General features: G+C 57.3%; 8 protein-coding genes. All 8 read left to right on the top strand.

Annotation, left to right across the window (positions count from 1 at the left end; all coding sequences use genetic code 11):
• Positions 1–1,559, top strand: a 1,559-nt coding sequence (locus VAE48_RS08880; RefSeq protein WP_322792967.1) for a hypothetical protein, incomplete at its 5' end; no start/stop codon positions are given.
• A gap of 3 nt (positions 1,560–1,562) precedes the next feature.
• Positions 1,563–2,519 carry a glycosyltransferase family 2 protein gene (locus tag VAE48_RS08885; RefSeq protein ID WP_322792968.1) on the top strand — a complete coding sequence of 319 codons (957 nt, stop codon included), beginning with the start codon at positions 1,563–1,565 and terminating at the stop codon, positions 2,517–2,519.
• A 31-nt stretch (positions 2,520–2,550) separates the two neighbouring features.
• Entirely contained in the window at positions 2,551–3,249 is a 699-nt protein-coding gene (locus VAE48_RS08890; protein ID WP_322792969.1) for an acylneuraminate cytidylyltransferase family protein, read from the top strand.
• The gene (locus VAE48_RS08895; protein WP_322792970.1) at positions 3,249–4,235 is read left to right on the top strand and encodes a phosphoglycerate dehydrogenase; all 987 of its coding nucleotides are present in this window, start codon (positions 3,249–3,251) and stop codon (positions 4,233–4,235) included. The genes VAE48_RS08890 and VAE48_RS08895 overlap by 1 nt, the downstream gene beginning before the upstream one ends.
• A gap of 10 nt (positions 4,236–4,245) precedes the next feature.
• Positions 4,246–5,895, top strand: a complete 1,650-nt coding sequence (locus VAE48_RS08900; RefSeq protein ID WP_322792971.1) for a hypothetical protein — start codon at positions 4,246–4,248, stop codon at positions 5,893–5,895.
• Positions 5,879–6,649: an SDR family oxidoreductase gene (locus tag VAE48_RS08905; protein ID WP_322792972.1), complete on the top strand. Its 771-nt coding sequence runs from the start codon at positions 5,879–5,881 to the stop codon at positions 6,647–6,649. Before VAE48_RS08900 ends, VAE48_RS08905 begins: the two co-directional genes overlap by 17 nt.
• Positions 6,646–7,461 carry a 6-hydroxymethylpterin diphosphokinase MptE-like protein gene (locus tag VAE48_RS08910; protein WP_322792973.1) on the top strand — a complete coding sequence of 272 codons (816 nt, stop codon included), beginning with the start codon at positions 6,646–6,648 and terminating at the stop codon, positions 7,459–7,461. The genes VAE48_RS08905 and VAE48_RS08910 overlap by 4 nt, the downstream gene beginning before the upstream one ends.
• On the top strand, positions 7,458–7,625 hold a 168-nt coding region (locus VAE48_RS17520), incomplete at its 3' end, for a glycosyltransferase (RefSeq protein WP_416181037.1). The genes VAE48_RS08910 and VAE48_RS17520, both read left to right, overlap by 4 nt.

A 7,625-nucleotide genomic window follows, 5' to 3' on the forward strand; every position in this document is an offset into this window, starting at 1 on the left:
CCCGCAACAGCCGCACGATTGCCCGCCTTTCAGCCGAGATTGGACAACACGCCCCGCCGGTGGATTCTCGCCCGGTGGTGCTGTTCAATGTTTCCAGCCGGCTGGCCGGGATGAGCCTGAATGCGGCGTTTACACTGCTGAGCGGTTGGGCGCTGCGGATGGCAGGTGTGCCGGCGGTGCATTTTGTCTGCCGCGCCGGCATGACACGTTGCCAGCTGGGCAGCGCCCTGACGGCGGCCGATCAGCCGCCGCCGTGTGCGGCGTGTATCCGCCAATCGCAGCAGCTTTACTCTTCTGCACAGGTGCGCTGGTTTGACTATCAGCCGGACGGAGAAATTGAACGGGAGACGGCGGGGCTCTCGCTGGCTGAATTAATGGTTTTTGAATGGAAAGGACTGGCGCTGGGCAGTCTGGTGCTGCCCTCGCTGCGCTGGGCGCTGCGCCGTCATGATCTGGACGATGATGCGCAGACGCGTTTTTTGCTGCGTCAATTCATTTTATCGGCGGCGCGGGTAGCGCAGGAATTCAACCGGTTGCTGGATGAGGTGCAGCCGCGCGGGGTGGTGGTGTTCAACGGCGTATCCTTTCCGGAGGCGGTTGCGCGTCAGGTGGCGCTCCAGCGCGGACTGTCGGTGGTCACCCACGAAGTGGGCTTGCAGCCCTTCAGCGCGTTTTTCTCACACGGACATGCCACGGCTTACCCGATTGATGTACCAGCCGATTTTGAACTCAGTCCAATGCAGGAAGCCCGTCTGAATGGTTACCTTGAAAAGCGTTTTCAGGGGCAGTTCAGCATGGCGGGCATCCGCTTCTGGCAGGATATGCGTCATCTGGATGAGGGTTTGCTGGCAAAGGCAGCCAATTTCCGTCAGGTCGTACCGGTGTTTACCAATGTGATTTTCGATACCAGCCAGATGCATGCCAATGTGATTTTTACGGACATGTTTGCGTGGCTGGAGGAAGTGCTGGGCATCATTCGCGCTCACCCGGAAACACTGTTTGTACTGCGCGCTCACCCGGACGAAGACCGACCCGGCAAGCAGGCCCGTCAAAGTGTCACCCGCTGGGCGGAAGCCAATCGGGTCAGCGAGCTGCCCAATGTGGTCTTCATCCCGCCGCGTGAGTACCTGAGTTCTTACGAGTTGATTCAGCGGTCTAAATTCGTCATGGTTTATAATTCGACGATTGGGCTGGAGGCATCCATTCTGGGCAGTGCGGTGCTGTGCGGCGGACAGGCGCGTTACACCCGCCTGCCGACGGTCTTTTTACCCGCTTCTGCGGCGGAGTTCCGGCGCATGGCGGAGGAATTTTTGAATGCCGAGCGGGTCACGGCTCCGCCTGAGTTTCAGCACAATGCGCGGCGATTCCTGTATTATCAGCTATACCGCGCATCGCTGCCATTTGCTCAATTTTTAGATGAGGATGTTGACCCCGGCTTTGTCATCCTCAAAGAAAATCTCACCTGGCGGGACTTTTTGCCCGAATCTTCAGCAACACTGACCACCATTGTGCGCGGTGTGCTGGAAAGCCAATCCTTCTACCTGCCGGAGGAGGACTGAGGTATGGCGGAAGCACGCTGCTCTATCGTCATTCGCGCCTATAATGAGGAAAAACACATCGGCAGGCTGCTGAGCGGTATCTTGCAGCAGACCGTCCGCGAGGTGCAGATTATTCTGGTGGATTCGGGTTCGACGGACGCCACGCTGGCGGTTGCTTCCCGTTTTCCGGTTGAGGTGGTGCATATCCGTCCGCAGGAATTTACCTTTGGGCGCTCGCTGAACCTTGGGATTGCTCAAGCGCGGGCCGATGTGGTGGTGATGGCTTCGGCGCATGTCTATCCGGTTTATCCGGACTGGCTGGAGCGCTTGATTGAACCGTTTGAAGACCCGCAGATCGCGGTTGCCTACGGCAAGCAGCGTGGTGCCGAAACCACCCAATATTCGGAGCATCAGGTTTTTCGCCGCTGGTTTCCAGACCAATCCACCCGGCGGCAGGCGCACCCGTTTTGCAACAATGCCAATGCTGCTATCCGCCGTGCTTTGTGGGAGCAGCACGCCTATGATGAACTGCTAACCGGTCTGGAAGATCTGGCGTGGGCACGCTGGGCACAAAGTCAGGGGTACGGCGTGGCTTATGTGGCCGAGGCGGAGGTTGTTCACGTCCATCAGGAAACCTGGCGCGGCATTTATAACCGCTACCGGCGTGAGGGGATGGCTTTCAAGCAGATTTACCCGCAGGAGCACTTCCGTTTTACGGACTTTGTGCGTCTGTGGGTCAGCAATGTGTGGAGCGACTGGCGCGCCGCGGCTGCCGAGGGACTGCTGGGAAGAGAATGGGCCAATATCGTCCGGTTTCGGCTGATGCAGTTTTGGGGCACCTATCAGGGCTATCGCCAGTCCGGGCCGCTCACCTGGCAGCTCAAGCAGACCTTTTACTACCCGAATTTAAGCGAAATCCCTAATGGACAAACCGCCCGGCGGGATGTCCAGCCAATTCAATACAAAGAAGGCGGCGAATGATTTATTTGCAATGGTCCGGTGAGGTGAAATCATGAACGCAACTCCCCAAATTGTCGCACTGGTGCCGATGCGCCATCATTCGGTGCGGGTGCCGGGCAAGAATTACCGCCCGCTGGCGGGTAAACCGCTCTTTCACCACATTCTCGACACTTTGCTGCAAACGCCGGAAATCAGCCGGGTGGTGGTGGATACCGACTCTCCGGTGCTGATGGAAGGGATTGCCCGCGATTTTCCGCAGGTGATTTTGCTGGAACGCCCCGCCCACCTGACGGCAGATACGGTGCCGATGAATGAGATTTTGATGCACGATACATCCCAGGTGGAGGCAGATTTTTACCTGCAAACCCACTCCACCAATCCGCTGCTGCGCCGGCAGACGGTTTCACAGGCGATCCAGACCTTCCTGAGCCATTACCCGGCGTATGATTCGCTCTTTTCGGTCACCCGCCTGCAAACCCGCCTGTGGGACGGGTTGGCGCGTCCCATCAACCATAACCCGGCCATTCTTTTGCGCACGCAGGATTTACCGCCCGTCTATGAGGAAAATTCCTGTATTTACCTGTTCACCCGCCAAACCCTGGTTCAGCGCCGCAACCGGATCGGCGAGCGCCCCTATCTGTTCGAGATAGACCCGCTGGAAGCGCGGGATATTGACGAAGAATTCGATTTCATCCTGGCAGATTTACTGATGCGCCAGCGGCTGCAGACCGAAGGCAGGGGGGAGGGCTGATGTACACGGTACTGCTTTCCGCACCATACCTGCTTCCGGTGGTGGAACGCTTCCGTCCGCTTTTTGAGGATTACCGGCTGGCGCTGATTGTACCGCAGGTGCATGAACGCCTCTCGGAAGAGGAAATTCTGACTTACGCCGGTCAGTTCGATGCCACCATCTGCGGGGATGATCGTTACACCGAGCGGGTGCTGCAAGCATGTGCCCCCCGCCTGAAGGTGATTTCCAAATGGGGAACGGGGATTGACTCGATTGACCGACAGGCAGCCGCCCGGCTGGGGATTCAGGTGCGGAATACGCCGAATGCGTTTACCCTGCCGGTTTCGGATAGTGTGCTGGGTTACATTCTGGCGTTTGCCCGGCAATTGCCGTGGATGGACCGCGCCATGAAAGCCGGACAGTGGCAAAAATTGCCGGGACGTTCGCTCAGCGAATGCACGCTGGGGGTGGTGGGGGTTGGCAATGTGGGCAAGGCCGTGCTGCGCCGCGCGCGGGCATTTGGGATGCGCCTGCTGGGCAACGATATTGTGCCGATTGCTCCGGATTTTGTGCTGGAAAACGGGGTGGAGATGACCACGCTGCGAGATTTACTGGCACGCTCCGATTTCATCAGCCTGAACTGTGATTTGAACCCGACCAGTTACCATTTGATCAACAGCGAATCACTGAGATGGGTCAAACCCGGCGCGGTGCTGATTAACACGGCGCGCGGGCCGGTGGTGGATGAATCTGCCTTGGTTGCCGCCCTGCAAGAGGGACGGCTGGCAGGGGCAGCCCTGGATGTGTTTGAGGTGGAGCCGCTGCCGCTGGATTCTCCGCTGTTGAAGATGGATAATGTCATGCTGGCGGCGCATAATTCCAATTCCAGTCCGGCGGCGTGGGAGTGGGTTCACTGGAACACCATCCGAAATTTGCTGGATGGTTTGGGGCTGGATGTGAGCGGATTGGATGAATGGAAAAAACGGCTGAGCGAGAATCAGGGGTGAGAACTTGAGCATGAGTCAAAAACTGGAGCGCAATCTGTTTGTTTTGATTTTGACGGTTTATGTGCTGTATGCTGCTGTGTTTATCGTCAAGACCATCTTTTGGGTGGATGGCGTTCCGTATTCAGCGCTGTTCGATGACATGATGATTTCGATGACCTATGCGCGCAATCTGGCACAGGGCTATGGGCTGGTGTGGAACCCGGGCGGTGAACGGGTGGAGGGTTTCAGCAATCCGCTGTGGGTGATTTTTATGGCGCTGTTTCACCTGCTGCCAATCCCGGAAAACTGGACGAGTCTGGCCATTCAGATCAGCGGCGGGGTGTTTTTCGTTGCCAGCCTGCTGGTGCTGCGGCGCGTTGCGGCTCAGGTGAGCGGGGGACAATCGCGGGTGGTGCTGCTGGCGGTGCTGTTGACGGCTTTCTACTACCCGCTGAGCAACTGGTCACTGCTGGGGTTGGAGGTCAGCCTGTTGCTGTGGATGGTTAACCTTTCTATGTATCTCACCCTGCGAACGCTGGAGAGCGGGCAATTTTCGCGCTGGCTGTACGTGTTGATGGGGCTGGCCACGCTGGTGCGGGTGGATGCGGCCGTCACTTACCTGACCCTGTGGGGGCTGCTGGTGTGGTTTGACCGCGCCAACCGCCGCCGTCACTTAATTGAGGGCGGGTTGTTTCTGTTGCTGTTTGTGGGCGGGCAGACCGTAGCGCGCAAACTGTATTACGGCGAGTGGGTACCAAATACCTATATCCTCAAAGTGGAAGGATTGCCGTTGTGGGCGCGGGTCCGGCGTGGGTTGCAGGTTACCTGGAATTTTGTACGCGGCATGTACACCTCACTGCTGGTTTTGCCGTTTACGCTTTTTCTGTCCCGACGAGATCGCAAAGTATTGCTGGTGGCGCTGGTCTTTCTGGCACAGGTGGCTTACAGTATTTATGTTGGCGGGGATGCCTGGGAACACCGTGGCGGCGCCAACCGCTTTGTGGCGCTGGGCATGCCGGCTTTCTTTGTGCTGTTTTCCCTGGCGGTGTGGGAATGGTACGATCGAATCCGTTCCTTTCTGCAAAAACGCATTCCGGCTGCATCAGGCTGGTTAACCCGCCTGATGCCGGTTGGTTTGGGGCTGTTCATTGCGTTCAGTATGCTGCTGTGGAACCGCATGCCCGGCAATTATGGGATTGTTTCCAGCCTGCTCAAAGCCAGAGAAGGCGAATTGCGCTTCTTCCTGCTGTTGGACCGTTCGATTTATGTGCCGGGCAATGAGCGGTATACCCGCGATGGGTTGATCATCCGTCAGATTACACAGCCTTCGGCGAAAGTTGCCGTGATTGCGGCGGGCAATATCTGTTACTTCTCCCACCGCACCTGCATTGATATGCTTGGGAAGAGCGACCCGGTGATTGCCCGCGGCGGCATTCAGGTACCGCCGGACGCGGACTGGCGAGAATTGCGCCCCGGGCATATCAAGTTCAATTATCAATATTCGATTGCCACACTGAAACCGGATGTGGTAGTGGATATTCATCACAGCACCCGCGATATTGCAGAAAAATATCTCAAAGAGGATTACACGGTGGCTCTCCTCAACAAACATCCGGTTTATTTTCGCAAGGACTCCACCAGGATAGATTGGGTACAATTAGAATATGTCCGAGAAGATTGAAAACCGAATTGTATTGATTACCGGCGCAGCCGGTGGAATTGGGCGCGCCACGGTCGGCCTGTTCGCCGGGTGCGGCTGGCGGGTGATTGGTGTGGACCGGCAGGCGTTCGGCGAGGGTTTTCCGTCGAACGGGTTGTTCATCCAGGCCGATATTTCTGAGCCGGCTCAACTGGAAGGCATCTACGAAAAAACCCGCGCCTACACCGGTCAGTTGAATGCCGTCATTCACAACGCTGCCCTGCAAATTGCCAAACCGCTGATTGAAACCACTGCCGAAGAATGGGACGCGGTCATGGCTTCGAACCTGCGATCGGTTTTTCTGGGCGCTAAACTGGCCTATCCACTGCTCAAAGCGGCCGGCGGCGGGGCAATCGTCAATGTTTCCTCTGTCCATGCGGTAGCCACTTCCGCCAACATTGCCGCCTACGCGGCCAGCAAGGGCGGTCTGCTGGCGCTGACGCGCGCCATGGCAATTGAGTTTGCCCCGGATAACATTCGCGTCAATGCCATTTTACCGGGTGCGGTGGATACGCCAATGCTGCGCGCCGGTTTGAACCGCGGGCATGTCGGCGGCGAAACGATTTATGACCGCCTGGAAAATCTGGCACGCAAGACGGTCAATGGGCGCATCGGCAAGCCCGAAGAAATTGCCCACGCCATTTACTTTTTGGCTGATGATACCCAGTCGTCGTTTATGACCGGTCAGGCGTTAATTGTGGACGGCGGCGCCACGGCGAGGTTAAGCACCGAATGAGCGGATGGCGCGAAACGCTCAAAAAAATATTGCCGCCGGGGGCGGTTAACCTGCTGCGCGAGGCGCGCGACGGCACGGCACGGCTGGGCGACCTGCCGCAGGCCTATGGTCATCCATGGCGGCGGGAAACCATCCGCCGCCTGCCAGCGCTCAAAGACAGCCAGCGCGGCAAACGTTGCTTCATTTTGGGCAATGGCCCCAGTCTGGCAAAAACCGACCTGACCCGGCTGAAAAATGAATTTACCATCGGGCTTAACCGCATTTATCTGGCTTTTGCGCAGATGGGATTTGAGACCAGTTATTACCTTTCGATTAATGATCTGGTCATTGAGCAGTGTGCGGAGGAGATTCAAGCGCTGAAGATGCCGCGCTTTGTTTCGTGGCGGGCGCGCCGCTGGCTGCAGCCGGATGAGAACCTCTACTTTCTCTACACCACCTACACCGGCCCGAAATTTGCCCGCGACCTGACCGGCCGGGTGTGGGAAGGAGCCACCGTTACCTATGTGGCGCTGCAGGTGGCATTCTACCTTGGCTTTGAAACGGTGATTTTAATCGGGGTGGATCACAACTTTACCACGCAGGGTAAGCCCAATACCACCGTCGTTTCGCAGGGAGATGACCCCAATCATTTTCACCCAGGCTATTTTGGCAAGGGCTTCCGCTGGCAGCTGCCGGATCTGGAAACCTCCGAACGCGCTTACCGCATGGCGCGCGCTGCTTACGAATCCGCCGGTCGGCGAGTGCTGGATGCCACCATCGGTGGAAAACTGACTGTTTTTCCCAAAGTGGAATACGAATCGCTTTTTGAATGAGCGCCCCCCTCGTTTCAATTGTTACCCCTTCTTTCAATCAGGCTGCTTTTCTGGAGCAGGCCATTCGTTCGGTGCTGGAGCAAACCTACCCGCACATTGAATATCTGGTGTTGGACGGCGGCTCGACGGACGGCAGCCGTGAGATTATCGAAAAATATGCCGGG

Source organism: Bellilinea sp., assembly GCF_034432615.1.
Lineage (GTDB): Bacteria > Chloroflexota > Anaerolineae > Anaerolineales > Anaerolineaceae > Bellilinea.

What these genes read in the sequence shown, in the direction of transcription:
- VAE48_RS08890 (WP_322792969.1), top strand. Translation starts at nt 2,551, where the DNA reads ATGAACGCAACTCCCCAAATTGTCGCACTGGTGCCGATGCGCCATCAT.
- VAE48_RS08885 (WP_322792968.1), top strand. Translation starts at nt 1,563, where the DNA reads ATGGCGGAAGCACGCTGCTCTATCGTCATTCGCGCCTATAATGAGGAA.
- VAE48_RS08895 (WP_322792970.1), top strand. Translation starts at nt 3,249, where the DNA reads ATGTACACGGTACTGCTTTCCGCACCATACCTGCTTCCGGTGGTGGAA.
- VAE48_RS08910 (WP_322792973.1), top strand. Translation starts at nt 6,646, where the DNA reads ATGAGCGGATGGCGCGAAACGCTCAAAAAAATATTGCCGCCGGGGGCG.
- VAE48_RS08900 (WP_322792971.1), top strand. Translation starts at nt 4,246, where the DNA reads ATGAGTCAAAAACTGGAGCGCAATCTGTTTGTTTTGATTTTGACGGTT.
- VAE48_RS08905 (WP_322792972.1), top strand. Translation starts at nt 5,879, where the DNA reads ATGTCCGAGAAGATTGAAAACCGAATTGTATTGATTACCGGCGCAGCC.